Consider the following 19,410-nt stretch of genomic DNA (forward strand, 5'->3'; position numbering starts at 1 on the left):
TCCATAGCCACGGGATCGAGTGTTTCTGACATCGTCAGTCCTTCCCGCCAAGCTCACGCTCGGCGTGTCAGACCAAGATCAGATCCACCGTTGTTCTGACAGTCCCATTTGGTGGTATGCGTACGACACGATGGCGGAAGTGGTCATTGCTCCACTCTCCCGCGCGAGGCGTTGATAGGTCTGGTCACCTAACACTTCGCGAAGGTGGGCGATCGCTGTGTCAAGTTCGGGGAGAGCCGCGTGGGTCATGGGATTGATCGCGGAGAAGGCGGCGATTGTGGCCGCTGATTCGTAATGCCCGAGCCGGTCGAGAAAGGCGGCAAGGAGGGCCAGAGGCGCGCTGATCATGTAGGTGTTGCCTGACTCGTGGTAGTCGTGGATGGCCGCAGCGAAGGAATCCAGTGCGGCCATTCGGTCTCCGTGTTCGCCCTCGAGTGCGGCCAGCAGGTACGTAAGGGTTGTCTCGTTGAGACGGTTGCCGCTGTCTTGTGCGATGACCAGGCCCCGGCGCGAGGCCTCGATCGCGAGGTCGGGATCAGCGTGACGGAAGGCAAATCCGTAGGCGAGAAGCGCCCATGAAAGCACCTGCGGGTTGCCGGTCGCTTCGGCGGCGTCGATCAGATCGCTGGTGGCGGCCATCGCGTCGTCAAGGGAACCGGTGACCGTCAGTCCGATGACCAGGTTCGTCGTGGTGTATGCGTGGGTGTCTGGACCGCGTGCCAGCTGAGCGCGACACGACTGAACCCACCGTTCGGGCTGGCCGACGCCGACGTAGACACTGCCAATGAAGCCTTCGGCGCCGTACGGGACGTGGTCGCTTCCACCGCTGATCGCCCTCTGGGCGGCTTCGGTGTAGCGAATAGCCGGAACGATCCGTCCGGCCATGTAGCAATTCGACGCCATCACATACAGGGCCGTGAGCCGGGGGTGGGCGATGGCGCGTGCCGGCTCGATGAGCTCTTCGGCCCACGCGATTGGTTCGTAATTTTCAGTCTGAAAGCCGAGCCATGCCGCATATGTTGCGATCGCGGCGGCGACGTCGAGTTCGTCGTGGTCTGCGGCCCACCGAAATGCCGTGCGCAGATTCGCCAACTCGAAGTTGAACCAGGTGTAGGCGTCACGCTGCCGTGGGCTGTCCCACAGGGCCATGATGTCGTTTTCGCGTCCGGCGAAGTAGCGGGCATGCGCGGCACGCGCCTGGGTCGCCTCCCGGCGGGCTACGAGTTGTTCCTCGGCGAACTGGCGGATCGTCTCCAGCATCGAAAACCGGGTCCGCCCCGAAGACCGATCGGTGATGAGCAGCGACTTGCGCACCAGAGCGTCGAGTACCTCGAGGATGGCGTACTCGTCGAGGTCATCTGATCCGGCTATTGCGCAGGCGCTTTGGTGGTCGAATCCGCCCGCAAAGACCGAACAGCGGTCCAGCACTGTCTTTTCGGTGTCGGCGAGAAGGTCGTAGGACCACGCCACCGCGTGGCGCAGCGTGTGGTGGCGTTCCAGTCCGCGCCGGGAGCCGACCAGCAGCCGGAACCGGTGATCGAGGCGATCACGCATTTCACTCGCGGTCATCGACACCGTCCGCGAGGCGGCCAGTTCGATGGCCAAGGGAATCCCGTCGAGGCGCTGACAAATCTCGGTGACGGCGGCGGCTTCATCGCCTTTGACCATCGAGAAGCCCGGCGCAATGCCTTGAGCGCGTTCGACGAACAGGCGCACCGCCGCAGAGTTGATTCCCGATGCCGCGTCCAGAGAGCGCACCGGCCATACCTGCTCGTCGGGGACTCCGAGTCCTTCGCGGCTGGTGGCGAGGATTCGTACCGTTGCCGAGTGGGCGAGGATCGCTTCGATCAGGTCGGCGGCGGCGTCGAGAACGTGCTCGCAGTTGTCGATCACTAGCAGCCGGACCCGGCCCTCCAACGCAGCGGCCACCGACTCACTGACGGTCTTACCCGGTTGCTGGGTCGTGCCCAGCACCGCCGCCACCGCATCGGGTACCGCCGCCGGATCAGTCACCGCTGCCAACTCGAAAAACCAAACGCCATCAGGAAACTCATCAGCCAGGTGCGCCGCGACTTCCAACGCAAGACGGGTCTTGCCGACCCCACCCACGCCGGTCAGCGTCACCAACCGATGCGCCTTGACCGCCGCTTCAATCTCGGCGACCTCGGACTCACGTCCGATCAAGCTGGTGGTCGCAGGCCGCAGATTTCCCGGGGTTGTATCGAGCGCCCGCAACGGGGGAAACTCCGCGCGAAGTTCCGCTGCCTGTACTTGAAACAGCCCTACAGGCATCGGTATATCGCGCAACCTTCGGGGCCCCAGATTGACGAGGTCTACTCCGCCAAGCAGACCCGCCGTCGACTCAGCCACGAGAATCTGACCACCGTGCCCGGCGGCCATCACCCGCGCCGCACGATTGAGCACCGCACCGAAGTAGTCCCCGTCCCGCAGTTCGGCTTCGCCGGTTGCGATGCCCATCCGCACCGGCAACTCCAGCTCCCGCTGCGCGGCCACCGCCGCATCCACCCCTGACCTGGGCGAGGCGAACGCAGCGCATACACCGTCACCGGTGTGCTTGAACAACCAGCCCCCGTGCCGTGCGATCGCCCCGTGTAAGACTTCGTCATGGGCTTCCAACGCCTGCCGCATCCCAACGGCGTCCGCCTCCCACCGACGGGTTGACCCCTCGATATCGGTGAAGAGGAACGTCACGACCCCCGACGGCGGGACCCGGGCGGCCACGAGCAAAGGATCTCACACCAAGCGCGCTTTCACGCGGCCAACCGCGACCGACTTTCGAGACTCTCGTAACTCATCTGTTCTGAGACGAGTGGCGGGCAGGCTAATCGGGTGCAGGGGTGATCGCGAGTTTCGCGCGGACCCGTTGTTCGACGTCGTCGTGGATCGGACGGCAACAACGGCTTGGCCTGTGCGGGTCGCCCCCCGCGAAAGTTCCGACAACGACGTCGCGCATCACCACCACCAAGGGTGAGGTACGTGCGTCGAGTGCGTCATGCGATGGCCACGCGCACAACCAGGGCAACGCCGTGGCCCCATCGGGGATTCGAGCACGCCTCGAGTGATCGGCCCATACTGGAGGGGTGTCGACGTCTTATCGGCTGTAAGTCGCCAACACTCGCCGAAAAGTACCGACAGGTCTTTCCGAGGCGGAAGTGGAGGACATAATGATCATCTTTTACGCACTGGCCGCAGCGTTCGGCCTTGGTGTGCTCTGGCTGGGAGCAAGCGTTCGGGTCGTCAAGCAATTCGAACGAGGCGTGGTGTTTCGTTTCGGACGGGTGCAAACCGGTGTCCGTGGACCGGGGCTCACATTGCTGATTCCAGTCGCCGACCGCCTCGAGAAGGTGAATATGCAGATCATCACGATGCCGGTGCCCGCCCAGGATGGCATCACCCGCGACAACGTAACCGTGCGTGTGGATGCAGTCATCTATTTCAATGTTGCGGATCCGGTGCGTGTGGTTGTCGACGTACAGGACTATGTGTCCGCTGTCGGCCAGGTCGCGCAGACATCGCTGCGGTCGATCATCGGCAAAAGCGACCTGGACGACCTTCTCTGTAACCGCGAGGGTCTCAATCAGGGCCTGGAGTTGATGATCGACAGCCCCGCGGTGGGCTGGGGTGTTCACATCGACCGCGTGGAAATCAAGGACGTAGTACTGCCGGATTCGATGAAGCGGTCGATCGCGCGCCAAGCCGAGGCGGAGCGTGAGCGGCGGGCCCGGGTGATCACCGCCGACGGTGAACTGCAGGCGTCTGAGAAACTGGCCCAAGCGGCCGAGACAATGGCCGCGCACCCGGCTGCGCTTCAGTTGCGGCTCTTGGAAACCGTGGTTGAGGTGGCCGCCGAGAAGAACTCCACCCTGGTGCTTCCCTTCCCCGTCGAACTGCTCCGGTTCTTGGAACGAGCAACGCCGGAAGCATCCAGGAGCCCTGACGACGAAGCCGCTACGCTGTCCACTTCGGCCGCGGCTTCGAAGAGCGAGATGCCGAAGCTGGACATGCCACCGATCCCTGACGACGCCAGCGGTCTGCGAGTCGACACACGCTGACTCTCTCGAATTACCGACTCGCCCAACAAATCTCACGGAAAGATAGATTGCGGCTGCCCGAAGCGCCTGTGGAGGTGTCAGGTGGTGTACACGACAGACATCGGTTCCCTGATGGCGCACTACTTCGTCAGGGTGAATTGGTTGAGGTCGTTGTAGCCCATTCGGAACATGTCGGCGCAGCCGGTCAGGTATTTCATGTAGCGCTCGTAGACCTCTTCAGACTGAATCTCGATGGCCTTGTTTTTCTGTGCCTTCAGGGCTTCAGCCCATATGTCGAGGGTCCTGGCGTAGTGCAGCTGCAGCGACTGGCGGCGGGTCAGGGTGAAGCCCGCCTTGGCCGAGTGCTCCTTCACCATCTCAACTGTCGGCGTCTGCCCCCCCGGAAAGATCTCGCTCACGATGAACTTGTGGAACCGCAGGAGTTCAAACGTAATCGGCAAGTCCAGGAGATTCATTTCCTTTTCCGTCAAGTTGGTGATGGTGTGCAGCAGCATCACGCCGTCAGCGGGCAGGATGTTGTAGGCCCGAGCGAAGAAGTCGTCGTACCGATCTTGACCGAAGTGCTCGAACGCGCCGATCGACACGATGCGGTCGACGGGCTCCTCGAACTGTTCCCATCCATTGAGCAACACACGCCCGCGCCGCGGGCTGTCCATCTCGTCGAATGACTTCTGAACGTGGGCGGCCTGGTTCCTCGACAACGTAAGGCCCACGACGTTCACGTCATACTTCTCGATCGCCCGCCGCATTGTGGCACCCCACCCGCAGCCGATGTCGAGCAATGTCATGCCCGACTGAAGGCCCAACTTGCCCAGCGCCAGGTCGATCTTGGCGATCTGCGCCTCCTCCAGCGTCATATCTCCACGCTTGAAGTAAGCGCAACTGTAGGTCTGGGTGGGGTCCAGAAATAGGCGGAAGAAGTCGTCGGATAGGTCGTAGTGGGCCTGTACATCCGCGAAGTGAGGCGTTAGCTCGTCACCCACAAATCTCGTTCCCTTCCGGCCCCCACGGTCGTTGTGACGGACGCGGGAGCGCCGAGACTGCCCTACACGCGCAGGTCTTCCCCATACACGCTCAGGCGAAACGCTTGGTTCAAGTTCGCACCACATACCTTCGCGGGCATTTTCAAAGGTCAGGGGCCGTGCAACCGCCGCAGCGAATGAATAACCGGGGATTGCTGCACTGCTGAGTCCTCGCCGTCTAGCGGTCTGACCTGAGTGCGCGTATGGCGTAGCGAAAGTCGTGGAGGCGCGACAATCGCCGTGAATCCGAACGTTGTTTACCCAGCAGCGGAGACCCAAGAAGGAAGTTGCCTTTGGGCGGATCGCCAAGGGTAAGAGTCCCACCCGCCAAGCTCGGATTGCCGAACGATTCGATGGGGTACGTTGCTGCAAGGGCTGCTGGATACCTGATCGAGGGGAGCAGTAATGAGCTTTTCGGTATGGCCACCTGAGGTCAATTCGGTGCTGCTGCTTGATGGACCGGGTACGGGACCGATGTTGGAGGCCGCGGCGGCCTGGGACGGTATCGGTAGTGAGTTGAGCTCGGCGGCGAACGCGTTTAGCTCGGTGACTTCAGAGCTGGCGGGCCAGGCCTGGCAAGGCCCGGCGTCGGCATCCATGACGAACGCGGCGGCCCGGTATCTGGACTGGCTGGGAGGGGCAGCCGCTCAAGCCGAACAGTCGGCAACCCAAGCCCGGGCGGCGGCCATCGCGTACGAGGCAGCCCTGGCAACAATCGTGGACCCTGGGGTGATCACGGCCAATCGCGGCCAGCTGGTGTCGCTGGTGATCTCGAATCTGTTCGGTCAAAACGCCCCGGCCATCGCGGCCGCCGAGGCCGAATACGAGCGGATGTGGGCTCAGGACGTCGCCGCGATGGGCGGGTATCACGCCAGTGCGTCGGCAACGGTCGCGCAGTTGGGGCAGTGGGAAATAGCACTGGAAAATCTTCCCGGCGAATTCACCAGGGCTCTCGGGAACGGTTTCGCCCTCGTTGAGCAGGAAATCCAGCAGGCCCCGACGACGGTTGCCAACGGATTCAACCACCTTTCCAACACGGTCATCGGCACCATCTTCGGGGCACCGGCTGCTCCGCCGTTCTCGGCAACGCAGGTAGGGACCTATACCGGGGGACCGTCGCTGCCAACCAGGTTCGAAGAGGCTGCGCTGTGGCCGGTAAAACCCTTCCTGGCCTTCTCCGGGCTCGAACCCATGATTGAAAACCCGAGTTCCCCACTTTTATCGCTGCTTACCAGCGACACCCCGCTATTGGGGATATTCATCGGCAATTCCCCGCCAAAGTTATTGCCGTTGCTGCTGGGAGAAACGGTCCAGCACACCACCTATAACGGGATGCAAGTCGTGCAGATCACGCCGGCTCATCCCTCCGGCAACTACGTGGTCGCCATTCACGGTGGCGCCTTTATCTTGCCGCCGTCGATCTTCCACTGGCTCGATTACACGGTGATGGCCTACCAGACCGGCGCCACCATTGAAGTGCCGATCTACCCGCTGCTGCAGCAAGGAGGTACCGCCGGCACGGTGGTGCCCCAAATGGCAGGCTTCATCAACCACGAAGTCAGTACGCTCGGCGCCCCTCACGTCAGCGTCATCGGTGACTCCGCGGGCGGCAACCTCGCATTGGCGGCCACCGAATACATGGTTCGGCAAGGTGAGGCCGTACCGGCGTCCATGGTTCTGCTGTCCCCGTGGCTCGACTTGACGATGAGCAATCCGAACATTGCCCTGGTCCAGGATCCCCTGCTGCCTCTTGGGCCTGCGCAAGTGATCGGCAGGGAGTGGGCAGGCAATCTTCCCGTGACCGACTATCGGGTGAGTCCGCTGAATGGGTCGCTCAGCGGGCTTCCGCCGACGTATGTCTACTCGGGCAACCTCGACATACTCTCACCCGACGTGCTCGTGCTGCAGCACGAAGCCGCCATAGCCGGGGCCCCGATCAACTTCGTACTGGGCAACGGCGAAATTCACGACTGGATCATCCTCACTCCGGACGGTCCTCAATACTGGCCGCAGATCGACCAGGAACTCGGCGTTTAAGACAACGGGTTCCCGCGGGTCTGAGCTGGCCCGAAAGCGGTGTCAGTACCATCGGTGCCGTGGCATCCAACGGCCCACCGGACGACTTCCACAACCAGCAGACGCAGTATGCGGACTACGGCGGCCTGGGCGGACGCCCGCCGTCGGGTGAACCCCCGCCACCTGCGGAGATAGCGCCTGACCAACCGGAGTCACCGGAGGCGCTCGATCCTTTCGACCGGGAACCCGAGCCCACCCCGTGGAATCGGAGGCCCGTGGGGATCATCGCGTGGATTGTCGCGGTTCTGATCCTGATCGCGTTGATCGTCTACGGTCTCATGGAGCTGATTCAGGGCGGCTCGGGCACCAGCCCCACCCCGGGCACCACGAGCGGCACCACGTCAACGACCCCCACCACCGCGACGACGACGCCGACGCCGACCACCCAGTCGTCCGAGACGCCCACCAGCAGCGCGGTCGAACCGCCTGCGCAGCAGCCGACCCAGCAGCCCACGCATCAGCCGACCCAGCAGCAGCCGACGCATCGGCATCATCTGCCACAGCTGCCGTCGGTGATCACCATTCCCGACGGGCCGGTGCTCACGCTGCCGCCCGGCCTCTCCTGACCCGTGTGGCCGGGCCGCGCTCATAGACTCGCTGGAATGGGGTGTGCGTTATGAGCGAGTCGCTCGGATTGTCGATCGGCGCGGCCAACCTGGTTGCGGCCCGCGTGGGCAGCGCTCCGGTGGCCCGCAGTTCCGTGTTGACGCTGTTCGAGCGCCGGCCAACCCAAATCGGCCTGCCGGAGGAAAACCCGAACCTGACCGAACCGGGGCTGGTGCTGCGCGGATTCGTCGAGCGGGTCGGGGACCGGGCTCCGCTGGTGGCGGCCGACGGGACGAAGTACACCGGCGAGGTGCTGACGGTCGAAGCGATCGAAGCCATGTCGCGCACGGTCGGCTACGGCTCACCGGTCACTGTCGCGGTGCCCGCGTACTGGTCGGAGGCGCAGACCACCGCGCTGCGTGAAGAATTCTTCGCGCAGCCGGACCTGACCCGCGGCGGTGTGGCACCGGCCTTGATTTCCGACGCCACGGCCGCCCTGGCGACGCTGCGCGCGAACCCTGGATTCCCGGCCGGCGTCGTCGCGGTGTGCGATTTCGGTGCCAGCGGCACCAGCGTGACTCTGATCAATGCCGGTCCGACCCTTCAGCAGATCGGCCAGTCGGTGCGCTACGCCGAATTCTCCGGTGACGGCATCGATCAACTCATCCTCGATTACGTACGCGCGGGTGCCTCCGACGCCACCAGCGCCGACCTGGCCAGCACCGCCCGAATCGGCGCACAGACGCGCCTGCTCGCCGAATGCCGCCGCGCCAAGGAACAGCTGTCGACCGCGGCGGTCGCCGCGGGTTCCGGTGATGACGTCCGGCTTTCCCGCGCGGAACTCGAGCAACTCATCTCCCAACCGCTGGACCGCTTCGTCAGCACGGTCGAAGACACGTTGCAGCGCAACGGGATTCAGCGATCGAACCTGGCGGCCGTGGCGGCCGTCGGCGGGGGCGCCAGCATCCCGCTGATCACCGCGCGCCTGTCCGAGCGGCTGCGGGTGCCGATCCACACCCCGCCGCATCCCGGATTCACCGCCGCCATCGGCGCGTCGGTGCTGGGCCAGCAGCAGGCCGCCGCGGGCGTCGCGACCGCCGCAGGTCCCGTCGTCGAGAACCCGACCGAATTGGTCCAGACCGCCAAGCTCGCCGACGGCGGCCTCGCCCTGGCATGGTCCCAGGACGCCGACGACGCCGCCGAGCCGGTGCCCTATACCGGGCCCGACATGACCGGCGAATACGGCGGGGAGCCAAAGAGATCGGGTGATGCGGACAGCGACCGCTACGCCGCCGCGACCGGAAAGCTGCCCTGGTACAAGCGCACCGCGCTGGTGTTGAGCGTCATCGGCGCGGCCGCGGCCATGCTGGTCGCGGTGGTGTTGGCACTGACCCTGGGCCACACGAAAACCAACCCGGTCAACAACACCCCGCCGAACGAACCGGCGCCACCGCAAACGTCGCAAACGGTGACCATAACCGGGCCGAACGACACCACCACCGTGACGGTGATCCCGCCCCCACCGCCACCGCCGTCGTCGACGCAGCCGCCCGCGACGACGACCAGCAGCCCGCCGCCCACCACGACGACAACCGCGCCGACCACCACGAGCGCCCAGCCGACCACGACATCGCAGGCCACCACCACCGCGGCTCCCACCACCACGCGACAAAGGCCGCTGCCGCTACCCCTGCCGCAACCCCCGTTGGGGCGCTAGCCCGGCCGGGAGTCGGACGCGTCGTAACCGCGAGCGGCGAAATCCGCCACCATCGCCTCGGCGCTGCGCATCGCGGCACGGCAGGCCTTGGTGGTGAACGGGTCGTTGAGGGGGTGCTCGGCCCGGCGGCGCCAGCGTTGGGCCGCAGCGAATGCGGCGCGCGGGCCCTCCTGCCCGTGCACGTCCTCGGGATTCAAGCCCAGCCTGCTGGCGGCGTCGCTGCCCGAGCCGCCGATGATGCGGCGCAGCGAAACGACCTCGTCTCCGTTCAATGTCGTTGGGCGCGAATGCAGTTGGCTGAGGAGCCGGAGTTCCTCGAAGGCGTGGGTGTCGGCCAGCAGGGGGTCGATGTCGGCGATGATGTAGGGCGTCGCCACGATCGGGAACGCTTCGACAAACCTGCGCAACGACACCAGGGCGGTATGCGCCTTGAGCATGTCCGAGCGTTGCGCGAATTGCTGGTCGATGACCTGACGCAGCGCGACCAACCCGCTGCGCTCGAGCAGTTCGTCGGCCAGCCCCGGCGCGTCGGTGACCCCGGCGGCCAGCACGGCGAGCGAAATCCGGATGCCGAACATGCCGAACCGCTCCAGCAATTGGGCGCGGGTCGCGGCGTCGACGGGCAGCTGGCTGTCGGCGCGCACGAAGCGGTCCACGCTCAGCATGGCCTTGCTGAGCGTGGCGCTATCGACGCCGGCGAGCTTTCGCAGCGCGGTGAACTCGCTCTGGCGCAACGTGCGGGCCGTCAGCGCGAGCAGTCCGGACACCGGCACCACGGCCTGGCAGATGCCCGTCTGGTTCATCTCACGGGTGAACCGCTGGGCGACATCGGCCGCCGACAGCATCGCGTCGATGCGGCCCGCGCCGATCTCGTCGGCCCGCGACGCGACGCCGATGATGCCCAGCGCTCCGGCCGAGCCGCCGACGAGGTGACCGATCTGCTTGAGCAGCGCAACGTCCGCGGCGTTGAGGGTGCGCAACAGGAACACCACCGCGTCCACCCGTGGCACCCCGTCGGGCGGTATCAACAGCTGCAGCGCGCGCTCGGAGGTCTCGCGGGTCAGCGACGACGTCCCCGGGGTGTCGATGATGGTGGTGTGGACCAGCTCTTCCGCGGGCCATTCGACGTCCAGGTCGGCCACGTCGGCGGGGTTGAGCGTCGCGAAGTCGAAGGTCAGGCCGGCGCTGCGGTTGATCGGGACATTCGAGTGCCGTCCGCCCCAATGGTTGGCGGTGACCTTCGGCGTCGGGCCGTGTCGGAACCACGTCACGATCCGGGTGGCCTCGGTGGCGTCCGTCGGGGCGATGTCCTCCCCCACCAAAGCGTTGACCAGAGTGGACTTTCCGGCCTTGAGCGTGCCGGCCAGCGCGACGCGGATGGGCTCGGCCAGGCGCGCGCCGATGCGCTCCAATTCGTAGAAGACGTCGGGGCGCTGCCGATACGCCGACTCGCCGCGGTAGGCCTGGATTGTTCCGCCGAGGATCGCGCGGACCTGATCGCTGGTGCTCACGAACGTCCTACGGCCATCGGGGGCAACTTGACTCCAACTTTTCTAGGTTGTCGATGACCTGCTCCAGGATGTTCAACTGCCGCTCCAGTTCACGAATCTGATTGTCGCGCTGGGTTTCTTCGATGTGCGCCGCGGTGATCGTGGCTTGCAGCGATTCGTTGAGCGAGCGGGTGAGTTCGTTGGCGATGTCACGGTAGTGGTCGCGCAGCGTGCGCTGGATCGTCTTGAGCCGATCGCGAGATTCCTTGCCCACCACGAACGACACGTCGTCGACGAAGCGGCGCACGTTGGTCTTGGCCTCGGCGCGCGCCCGCAAGAGCCGGTGCTCCTTGTCCTCCTTGTATGCCATGCGGCCCAGCAGCAGACCGGCCCCCACCGACAGCGGGTTGAACAGGCCCAGGCCGGCCACCGACGACAACATGCCGATCATGACCACACCGCCATAGGATCCCCGCAACCCGGTGACGACCTTCTGCCCCTTTCCAGCCGGCCTGGATTCCAGCTCCGCCAGCGACTTGAGCCGGCCGAAGTCGCCGCCCATCAGACGCCCCGTCAGTTCCGGCGACATGACCGAGTCCAGCCCCGCATCGGCGAACGAGCGCGCCACGTCGTCGGCCAACCCCTCGGCCCGCCGGTAAGCCCACACGAAGTTGTCCCCGACCGCGGTGGCGACCGCGTCCTCCACGTCGGTACCGATTTCGGCCCAATGGCGCGTCGGATCACACGAATCGATCTGGCGCTCAATGTCTTCGGTGACGGCGCGGAATCGGGCCCGCATGTCGTGGTCGACGTCGGCGTAGAGATCGGTGAATCCGTCGTTGAGCACCTGCTGCCACAGCGCCGACTGGTTGAGGGCATCCTGCGCCTCGCGCTTGCGCCGTTCAAGATCTTCGGCGAGGCGGTCACGGAGGTCCGGGTCGTCGATGACCGTCAGCTCCGATCCCACGATCATCGCCAAATGCTCTGCAGCGGAACGGATCTCGGACAGAACCTCGTCGCGAACCCGGTCCGTCTGGCGGGAGAGCACCTTTTCGCTGAGGAACTTGACGATCGACGGGAAGTTGGACTCGTCGTTGAGTTCCTTGTCGTTGAGCGTGACGGCGTGGCTGCGCAACAGGGACGAGACCGGCACGATCGGGATCGGCACGCCCGCGCGCTGCAGGTGCCCGGCGTTGGCGTTGACGATTTCGCGCCAGTGCGGATAGAGGTCGGTTTTGGTCGCCACCAACAGCGCGACGGGACAGATCTGGTGCGCCTGGCGGATGAACCGCATCTCCGGTTCGGTCAATTCCTGGCTGGCGTCGCTGACCATCAGTAGGGCGTCGGCATCCGGCAGCAATCCGAGCGTCGCGGACAGGTGCGGCTGCCCGTGGCCCCCCACGCCGGGGGTGTCGATGAACGCCAGCCCACCCTGCAGCAGCGGGCTGGGTGCGCCGATCTCGACGCGCAGCACTTCTCGGTTGCCGGCCTGCGGCGCGTGGCGCAGGTCGCTGTTGAGGTCATCCACGGGAATGTCGATGCTTGCGGGTTCGCCGTTGGGGCCCGCGGCGACAACCAGCCGGGCCGACGGCGGGTCGCCATAGCCGACGACGGTGATCACCACCGTGGCCTCGTCGTCGCCGACTCGCGCCACCGGCAGGTTCAGCAGCGAGTTGAGCAGTTGGCTCTTGCCTTGCTTGAGCTGCCCGGCGATCACCACCCGGATTTGGGGGTCAAGGATCCGCTCGCGGGCTCGGGTCAGCCGCTGCGCGAGGTCACCGCGGTCGTTGAGTCCGGCGATGGCGATGGTGTGGTCGATCAGTTCGACGATGACGTTGACCCGCCGAGGGTCATCCGGTTGGACCACCGTGCTGCCCCACTTTCTCGCTGCGATGCACTGAGATCACGGTATGCGCGTAGCAGCGGCGGAGACCAAAGGAGGTCCCCGCCGTGCTACCCGTCAGGATTCTTTAGCCGTGCGGCCCGACCGGATGCGCGGACGGCGCCGGGTGCGGGGCCGGTACGGGAGCGTGCACCGGGGCCGGCTCATGCGGCGTGCCCTCGAACACCGACGGGCTGTGCGGCGCCGGGGCCGGCGAGTGCTCGACGGGAGCCGGCGAGTGCTGGACGGGGGCCGGCGCGTGCTGAACCGGAGCGGGCGCGTGGTCGACCGGGGCCGGCGCCTGCGCCGGCTGCTGGATCACCGGCGAGTGAGCCGGCGCCTGTGCCGGCTGCTGGATCACCGGCGAGCCGGTGCCGCCGTGGTTGACCGGGCCACCGGCGCCGGGGGTCTGGATCACCGAGCCTAGGTTCGACGGCGGCGTCGCCTGGCCGCCGACGGTGCCTCCGGCCTCACCCCCGCCCTGAATGACCGGACCCTGTCCCGTAGGGGCGACCGGGGCGTGCTGGGGCGGGACGCCGCCTGCGTTGACGGGGCCGCCGCCGAGCGCGGCGCCTTCCTGGCCGAGAATCTGGCCGTGGGAAGCGCCACCAGGGCCACCGGCCACTGCGCCGCCACCGGCACCACCGGTCACCGCGCCACCGGCTGCGGCACCCGCGGGGCCGTCGCCGATGCCGGGTGCCAGGGTGCCGCCGCCGCTGGCGTGGCCGCCCAAGCCGGCGCCACCTGCGATGGATGGGGCCGCCGGTTGGGGCGTCACGTGGCCGCCCAGCGTGCTGCTGTCGCCGCTCATGACAGCGCTGCTGCGCTCGCCACCGATGCCCAATCCGGCGCCGCCCGCGGCACTGGCGCCACCCTGACCGCCGACGCCGACGCCGCCCAGTGGACCGGAAACGTGAGGAGTCGCAGCGCCGTTCAGCGCGGCGCCCTCACTGGCGATCAATCCCGCTTGACCGGTCGCGCCGCCGAGGAGCGCGGCGTTACCGCCAGCGCCGGCGAGGCCACCGACGTTGCCGGCACCAGCCAGCCCCCCGCCCGCGGCAAGACCGGCCTGGCCCGCCAGACCGCTAGCGCCGGCCACGCCACCACCGGCGCCAAAGCCGCCCTGGCCCGCCAGACCGGCTGGGCCGGCGAGACTGGCCTGCCCGCCAAGCCCGCCGCCGGCCGCGCCACCAAAGCCGCCACCGGCCTGGCCACCCGCGCCGAACGCACCGCCCGCACCAAGACCACCTTGGCCAGCGAGTCCGGCTTGGCCGCCTAGGCCGGCCTCGGCGCCCAAACCTGCCTGACCACCGGCGCCCACGCCTAAGGCACCGCCAGCCTGACCGCCAACGCCAGCACCTGCTTGGCCACCGGCGCCGAACCCAGCGCCTGCCTGACCACCGAAGCCACCTGCCGCCCTCCCAGCGGCTTCGCTCGTTAGGCCGATCCCAGCCTGCCCGCCAGCGGAACCGCTAAGACCAGCGCCACCAGCCAAACCCGCGCCGCCGGCCAAACCCGCGTTGCCGGCAAGCCCGGCCTCACCACCGAGCCCAGCTCCACCGGCGAGTCCAGCACCACCACCGAAGCCTGCTTGGCCAGCCAAACCGGCGCCGCCACGCAGGCCAGCACCAGCGCCCAAACCAGCACCACCGGCAAGACCAGCGCCACCGCTAAGCCCAGCACCACCAGCGAGGCCAGCGCCGCCGCTAAGACCGGCGCCACCAGCCAAACCCGCGCCACCAGCCAAACCCGCGTTGCCAGCAAGGCCGGCCTCACCACCGAGCCCAGCTCCACCGGCTAGTCCAGCACCGCCACCGAAGCCTGCTTCGCCAGCCAAACCGGCACCGCCACGCAGACCAGCACCAGCGCCCAAACCAGCACCACCGCTAAGACCAGCGCCACCAGCGAGCCCAGCGCCACCGCTAAGACCAGCATTACCAGCCAATCCCGCGCCACCAGCCAGACCCGCGCCACCGCTAAGACCAGCGCCGCCGGCGAGACCAACACCCCCACCAAGACCAGCCTCGCCGCCAAAGCCAGCCTCTCCGGCAAGACCTACACCGCCACGCAGACCAGCGGCAGCACCCAAACCGACGCCACCTCCAAGACCGGCTTCACCACCAAGGCCAGCCTCGCCGGCGAGTGCCGCGCCGCCGCCAAAGCCGGCGCGAGCGCCGAGTCCGGCCTCACCACCCAGACCCGCCTCGCCACCGAGGCCAAAGCCGGCGCGAGCGCCCAGACCGGCCCCGACCCCAAGGCCCAAGCCACCACCGAGGCCCGCCTGGCCGCCCAAAGCAAAACCGGTCTGACCACCCACACCGGCACCAAACCCGAGGCCCAACCCAGCACCGATCTCAGCGCCCAAACCAGCTCCACCGCCGACACCGAGACCAAGATTCAAACCCCCGCTGACCTCTGCGCCAATGCCTGCACCGAAGCCGCCGCCGAGCTGCTCGCCAATGAGGCCACCGGGACCGAACCCGCCCCAACCGGGGGCACAACCGGTGCCGAAGCCAGGACGGAAGTCGCCCCAACCGGGCTGGGGGCCACCCCAACCGTGCCGGAACTCACCCCACCGAGGTCCGACGTCACCCCAACCGGGCTGGAAGCCACCCCATCCGGGTCCGAAACCTGCACCGGACTCACCAGTGGCCGGTCCGAATGCACCCCAGCCGGGCTGCCAACCGAACCCACCCCCGGGCCCCGCAAACCCGCCGTCGGCGGCATTCCATAGCCCGGCGTCGAAGGCATTGACTAGTCCTCCGCCCAAGCCGCCCACGATGGCGCCGCCGTCACCCAGGGCGGCGTCGGCGCCGTACATGACGGGGGCAACGGTGTCGCCCACGAGCGCGGCGCCGTCGTCGGCAACCGTGGAAACCAGGCTCGGCGCATAGCCGCCGTAGGGCTCGTATCCCCCATACACCGGCGCGTAGCCGTACTGGTCGGCCAGCACTTGCTGCAGGCCACCGACCGGATCACCTCCGAGGTCCACACCGGGCATCGCGTTAGTCGCCGCCATCGCGAACTGCTCTGGCGCCGCATTGATGCCCGCAAGGCTCATGGCCTGCTGCGGACCGTCAAGAAAGGCTTGGGCCGCATCGGGATTGATAAACAGCCCCAGGATGTATCGGATCAGCGCGTCCATGTCGTTTCCCCTCACACGATCTTCGAAGACTTTCGCCGGGCGACCGGCGTTTCGATATACACGCTATGGATTTCCCGTCGGCCTGGAATCGGGGCCTGATCCCCCAGCCGCGCGCGTACCTATAGGGATCGAACCAGCCCCCTGGTTAGGGGATTAGGGGGATTGCGCAACACGCGATCGCCCGTGTCGAAAGTTGCTTAGGTGGCCGCATATGCGCACGTCAAAGGCTTGCGATGGCCGATACCCGCCACCGACGACGAATGGATGATCAGCCGTGGATCCCGAAGCCGTGGTGGTCGGGGTCGGCGGGGTGCGGATGGGCGGCGGGGTGGTCCCAGGCACTCACATCGTCCGCCGGGAACACCCCGTGGTCGGCGGGGCCATCGGGCGCATCTGCGCCCGTGAACAGCACCGATGGCTCATGCGAGTCGAGACCGACCCGATGCGCTTCAGCGGGCGCTTCGGGCGGTGCCGGTGGCGACGGATGGCTGATCACGCCGTTCGCGGGACCATGCTGCTGGGCAACCCCTGCGGGGACGTGCGGCGTGAACGCATCGAGCGCGGCCGCGGCGGCACCGCTTGCCCAAACGTTGCCGTGCTCGGCGACCGGCGCTGCCGCAACGGCACTGGCGGGGTGGGCCATCGACAATGAATCCGACACCATCGGGATCAGGTTGTTGACGTCGACGCTGGTCACATCGCTAAGATGCGCGTCGGCGATCGCCTGCTCGGGGTTCGCGGTGTAGCGCGCGGCGGCGTCGGGATCGCGCACAAGCGAGATCACAAAGTCGAGCAACGAGTTTGCCAAAGCACACCTCCCTGCCTTACCTAATGCCGTGCCGGAAATTCCGGCCAGATACCAGGAATGGTATCGGCCGGGTCGCCCGGCGGGATCGGTGCGCAACCCGCCTCCCGTAGGGCAGTATTAGGGGGTGCGTCGTTAGGGGAAATGCGGGGTTGCCGGGAAGGGAGTACGCGCCATGAGCGACTCTCTTGTCTCCCCCTTTGAAGTCCGGCCGCACGCGCGCGACCCGATTCGGGCCCTCACGCACGCCGCGACGGCGCCAGTAAAGCTCCTGATCATCGGCGGCATCGGAACCGGCAAGAGCACCGCTCTCGCCGCCGCTCGCGACCAGCTGCGCGGCGCCGGGCTCGCGGTCCTGGCACGTCCGCCCCGCGGCGGCGACTCGCCGGACGCGGCGCTGGTCGTCGACGATGCGCACTTGCTGACCGACGCCGAGCTGCGGGCCCTCATCGAGTGGTTGGCCGACGACGTGACGGTCGTGGTGGGCGCCGAACCCCAAGAGCGGCTGCGGGATGTCGCCCGGGCCATCGAACGGGACGGACGACGCATATCCCTCGGTCCGCTGCCGGTCGCCGAACACCTCCTGGAGTGCACCGGCGGAATACCGTTTCTCGTGCGCGCGGTCGGTGACACGGCGCAGGTGCCGGCGCAGGCGGCCAAGTTCGCCCTGATCGACCGATTGCGCCGACTCGACGAGCCCACCCTGGACGCCCTCCTCATCATGTCGCTGACCCAGGATTTTGGGGCCGCGGATGTGGCTGCCGCCCTGGGTATTTCGGCAACGCAAGCGCGCCAACTCGTCGATCGGGCGCGGGCCGGCGGTCTCGTCGAACCGTCGCACAACCCGGGATTCCTGCACTTGGTTCATGACGCGGTCGCCCAGCTCGTCGGCAATGCGCACCACCGCGAGGTCGAAACCTCGATCGTGCGTTCGCAATTGGATACCTCGACGGTGTCAGCGGCTTTCGCGCTCCGGCTCGCCGAACACGGCCTGAAAGACGACCGGCTGGCGGCCATGCTCGTTCGGCAAGCCGAAGGGGCGCAGGCGGATCCCGTCGGCGCCGCGAGGCTTTATCGCGCGGCGGTCGACGCCGGCGCCGACGGGCTGGCGGCGCGAGTCGCCGACGCGCTGGCCCGCACCGGCGACTGCGCGGCGGCGGCGGCCTTGGCCGACCGTCTGCTCGGCTCGCCGGATTCCGCCGAACGCGCGGCGGCGGTGCGCATCGCCGCCAGCATTGCCATCCATGACGGCAACGCGAGCCAGGCGGCCGGACTCTTCAGCTGGCTGGGCCCCCACCCGGACGCCGTCGTCAGCGCGGCCGCGGCGATCGTGCACGCCGCGACGGGCGATCTTGCGGCAGCGCGCGCCGCCCTGCGCCTCGACGACACCGGACCGCCGACCATGGCCGCACGCGCCGCGCGCGGTCTCGCCGAAGGGCTGCTGCTGACGATGGATCATCCATATCCGGCGGCAATCGCGAAGCTCGGTCAGGCATTTGCGACCGGACAATCCATGACCGAGGTCATTCCCGATAGCCCCGCCGCGCTGGTCAGCCTGGCCGCTATCCATGGCGGCGATCCGGTCCGCGCGCGCAGCGTCATCGCCCGCGCCGACGGCGACTTGCTGTTCGGACGCCGCCACGCGCTGCTCTCGGGCTGGCTCAAGATGCAGGACGGGCAGTTGCCGGCAGCCGGCGCGGATGCAGCCGCGGTCGGCTCGGCCGGGCTGCACCGGCGGGACGCGTTGTGGGCGGCGGCATTGCAGACGGCGATCGCGCGGCGCAGCGGCGACGCGGGTGCGCTGCAAAAACATTGGTACGAGGCCATGGAAGTGCTCGCGGAGTACTCCGTCGATCTGTTCGCGCTGCTGCCGCTCGGGGAATTGTGGGTCGCGGCCGCCCGGCTGCGACAGGTCGACCGGCTGCGGCACCCGCTGGACGAGGCGTTCGGGCTGCTGGACTCCCTGGGCAACCCGGCGTTGTGGTCGGCGCCCTTGCACTGGGCCGGGGTGCACGCGGGAATCCTCGCCAACGCACCGCAGCTGGTCGCGCCGCACGGGCAGGCGCTCGGTGCGGCCGCGGGCGACAGCGCCCTGGCGCGCGCGCTATCCGGCGCCGGCCGAACCTGGCTGAGGGTGCTCGCCGATCAGGTCGACGCCGACGAGGTCACCGCGGCGGCCCGGTCGTTGTCGAGCGTCGGGCTGACCTCGGACGCGACCCGGCTCGCCGGTCAGGCCGCGCTGCAAGCGCCTGACGGGCGGGTGTCCGGGGCCATGCTGCAACTGGCCCGGGACCTCAAGGTGGGCGCCGGGATCGGCGAGACGCCCGTCGGAGCGGAACCGGCGGCCGATGCCCGTCCCGCGCCACACCACCCACCGGCGGGCTCGGCCCTGTCCCATCGTGAACGCGAAGTCGCCGAGCTTCTCCTGCTGGGCATGCCGTATCGCGACATCGGTGGCCAGCTGTTCATTTCCGCCAAGACCGTCGAGCACCACGTCGCCCGGATGCGGCGTCGCCTCGGCGCCGGCTCGCGTTCGGAGATGCTGTCCATGCTGCGCACGATGCTGGCCCCCGGGGCTGAACCGCAGGCCACGGGCACCGCCGAGCGGTGACTTAGGGCAGCCTATCTCGCACCGAAAGCTACCCAGATGTCAC

16 protein-coding genes are annotated in these 19,410 nt (G+C 67.5%); 7 read left to right on the plus strand and 9 right to left on the minus strand.

Annotated features, from left to right (window positions below; genetic code table 11):
- Positions 1–78 precede the first annotated feature (78 nt).
- Positions 79–2,742, minus strand: coding sequence for an adenylate/guanylate cyclase domain-containing protein (locus tag JWP83_RS19235; RefSeq protein WP_297733118.1), 2,664 nt, complete (start codon positions 2,740–2,742; stop codon positions 79–81).
- Positions 2,743–3,185: 443 nt separating this feature from the next.
- On the opposite strand from JWP83_RS19235, the gene JWP83_RS19240 reads away from it, so the two are divergent.
- Positions 3,186–4,073, plus strand: coding sequence for an SPFH domain-containing protein (locus tag JWP83_RS19240; protein WP_297733121.1), 888 nt, complete (start codon positions 3,186–3,188; stop codon positions 4,071–4,073).
- Positions 4,074–4,192: 119 nt separating this feature from the next.
- Here JWP83_RS19240 and mmaA2 read toward each other — a convergent pair whose 3' ends face one another.
- Positions 4,193–5,056, minus strand: a complete 864-nt coding sequence (mmaA2, locus tag JWP83_RS19245) for a cyclopropane mycolic acid synthase MmaA2 (protein WP_297733124.1) — start codon at positions 5,054–5,056, stop codon at positions 4,193–4,195.
- A 444-nt stretch (positions 5,057–5,500) separates the two neighbouring features.
- Between mmaA2 and JWP83_RS19250 the strand changes: the two genes are divergently transcribed.
- The 3 genes from JWP83_RS19250 to JWP83_RS19260 are packed head-to-tail and all read left to right on the plus strand — an operon-like array spanning position 5,501 to position 9,434.
- Positions 5,501–7,132: a PPE family protein gene (locus JWP83_RS19250; protein WP_297733129.1), complete on the plus strand. Its 1,632-nt coding sequence runs from the start codon at positions 5,501–5,503 to the stop codon at positions 7,130–7,132.
- A 59-nt stretch (positions 7,133–7,191) separates the two neighbouring features.
- Positions 7,192–7,737, plus strand: coding sequence for a hypothetical protein (locus JWP83_RS19255; RefSeq protein ID WP_297733132.1), 546 nt, complete (start codon positions 7,192–7,194; stop codon positions 7,735–7,737).
- A gap of 50 nt (positions 7,738–7,787) precedes the next feature.
- On the plus strand, positions 7,788–9,434 hold the full coding sequence (locus JWP83_RS19260; protein ID WP_297733135.1) for an Hsp70 family protein: 1,647 nt from the start codon (positions 7,788–7,790) through the stop codon (positions 9,432–9,434).
- On the opposite strand, the gene iniC is transcribed toward JWP83_RS19260, so the two are convergent.
- The 3 genes from iniC to JWP83_RS19275 form a co-directional block, all read right to left on the minus strand.
- Complete coding sequence (gene iniC / locus JWP83_RS19265; protein ID WP_297733138.1) at positions 9,431–10,945, minus strand: isoniazid-induced dynamin-like GTPase IniC; 1,515 nt, start codon at positions 10,943–10,945, stop codon at positions 9,431–9,433. The two genes, JWP83_RS19260 and iniC, sit on opposite strands and share 4 nt — an antisense overlap.
- Positions 10,946–10,952: 7 nt before the next feature.
- Positions 10,953–12,791: a dynamin-like GTPase family protein gene (locus tag JWP83_RS19270; protein WP_297733141.1), complete on the minus strand. Its 1,839-nt coding sequence runs from the start codon at positions 12,789–12,791 to the stop codon at positions 10,953–10,955.
- 103 nt (positions 12,792–12,894) lie between these two features.
- The gene (locus JWP83_RS19275) at positions 12,895–13,617 is read right to left on the minus strand and encodes a hypothetical protein (RefSeq protein ID WP_297733144.1); all 723 of its coding nucleotides are present in this window, start codon (positions 13,615–13,617) and stop codon (positions 12,895–12,897) included.
- On the opposite strand from JWP83_RS19275, the gene JWP83_RS19280 reads away from it, so the two are divergent.
- Complete coding sequence (locus JWP83_RS19280; protein ID WP_297733147.1) at positions 13,585–14,085, plus strand: hypothetical protein; 501 nt, start codon at positions 13,585–13,587, stop codon at positions 14,083–14,085. The genes JWP83_RS19275 and JWP83_RS19280 overlap by 33 nt on opposite strands.
- Positions 14,086–14,243: 158 nt before the next feature.
- Here JWP83_RS19280 and JWP83_RS19285 read toward each other — a convergent pair whose 3' ends face one another.
- The 3 genes from JWP83_RS19285 to JWP83_RS19295 are packed head-to-tail and all read right to left on the minus strand — an operon-like array spanning position 14,244 to position 15,191.
- Positions 14,244–14,600 carry a hypothetical protein gene (locus tag JWP83_RS19285; protein WP_297733150.1) on the minus strand — a complete coding sequence of 119 codons (357 nt, stop codon included), beginning with the start codon at positions 14,598–14,600 and terminating at the stop codon, positions 14,244–14,246.
- Positions 14,601–14,603: 3 nt separating this feature from the next.
- The gene (locus JWP83_RS19290; RefSeq protein WP_297733153.1) at positions 14,604–14,858 is read right to left on the minus strand and encodes a hypothetical protein; all 255 of its coding nucleotides are present in this window, start codon (positions 14,856–14,858) and stop codon (positions 14,604–14,606) included.
- A gap of 3 nt (positions 14,859–14,861) precedes the next feature.
- The gene (locus JWP83_RS19295) at positions 14,862–15,191 is read right to left on the minus strand and encodes a hypothetical protein (protein ID WP_297733156.1); all 330 of its coding nucleotides are present in this window, start codon (positions 15,189–15,191) and stop codon (positions 14,862–14,864) included.
- Between the two features lie 568 nt (positions 15,192–15,759).
- Here JWP83_RS19295 and JWP83_RS19300 point away from each other — a divergent pair.
- The gene (locus JWP83_RS19300) at positions 15,760–16,050 is read left to right on the plus strand and encodes a hypothetical protein (protein WP_297733159.1); all 291 of its coding nucleotides are present in this window, start codon (positions 15,760–15,762) and stop codon (positions 16,048–16,050) included.
- 169 nt (positions 16,051–16,219) lie between these two features.
- Here the strand turns inward: JWP83_RS19300 and JWP83_RS19305 are convergent, their stop codons facing one another.
- Complete coding sequence (locus tag JWP83_RS19305; RefSeq protein WP_297733162.1) at positions 16,220–16,759, minus strand: Rv0340 family IniB-related protein; 540 nt, start codon at positions 16,757–16,759, stop codon at positions 16,220–16,222.
- 172 nt (positions 16,760–16,931) lie between these two features.
- On the opposite strand from JWP83_RS19305, the gene iniR reads away from it, so the two are divergent.
- On the plus strand, positions 16,932–19,367 hold the full coding sequence (iniR, locus tag JWP83_RS19310; RefSeq protein ID WP_297733164.1) for an isoniazid response ATPase/transcriptional regulator IniR: 2,436 nt from the start codon (positions 16,932–16,934) through the stop codon (positions 19,365–19,367).
- The last annotated feature ends 43 nt before the right edge of the window (positions 19,368–19,410 follow it).

This window comes from Mycobacterium sp. (assembly GCF_025965855.1).
Lineage (GTDB): Bacteria > Actinomycetota > Actinomycetes > Mycobacteriales > Mycobacteriaceae > Mycobacterium.